The 741-nt window shown below is 44.9% G+C and carries 1 protein-coding gene; it reads right to left on the bottom strand.

The window, feature by feature from the left end:
* A partial coding sequence (locus tag A3750_RS22100) for an NADP-dependent isocitrate dehydrogenase (protein WP_197475235.1) occupies window positions 1–741 on the bottom strand: 741 nt, incomplete at both ends.

Here is a 741-nt window from a genome sequence, read left to right as displayed (position 1 = left end):
GAACCGTACTCTTCTGCTTTTTGTGCCATCAAACCAACGTTTGGAACAGTGCCCATCGTAGTCGGATCAAAATTGTCGTGGTGCTTACAGAAATTGATGACTTCCTGATAGATCGTTGCATAAGTACTTTCAGGGATGACCGCTTTGGTGTCTTTCAACTTGCCATCCGTGCCCCACATTTTACCGCCAACACGAATCATCGCTGGCATGGAGGCATCGACGATCACGTCACTCGGTACGTGAAGATTCGAAATGCCCTTATCCGAATCGACCATCGCTAACTCTGGACGATTCTCATAACAGCGACGAATATCTTCCTCAATTTCAGAACGTTGCGAATACGGAAGCTCCTGAATTTTCTGATGCACATTGCTCAGCCCGTTATTCGGATTCACGCCCAGCTTTTCGAATGTCTCGGCATGTTTTTCAAAAACGTCTTTAAAGTAGACGGTGACAGCATGACCAAACACGATCGGGTGGGACACCTTCATCATGGTGGCTTTCACGTGCAGAGAAAACAGAATATTTGCGCGCTTTGCGCCTTCCATTTCCTCTTCAAAAAAGTTACGAAGCGCTTTCACGCTCATAAACATTCCGTCTATGACTTCGCCTTCAAGTAAAGCTAAGTTTTCTTTCAGGACCTTTTTCTGGCCATCTTTGGTTTCAAGCTCAATATTTACTGAGCACGCTTTATCAACAATCGTCGATTTCTCGTTGTGATAAAAATCATGATCCCACATG

The sequence above is a fragment of the Oleiphilus sp. HI0079 genome (assembly GCF_001635105.1).
This window is presented reverse-complemented; position numbering and strand designations above follow the sequence as displayed.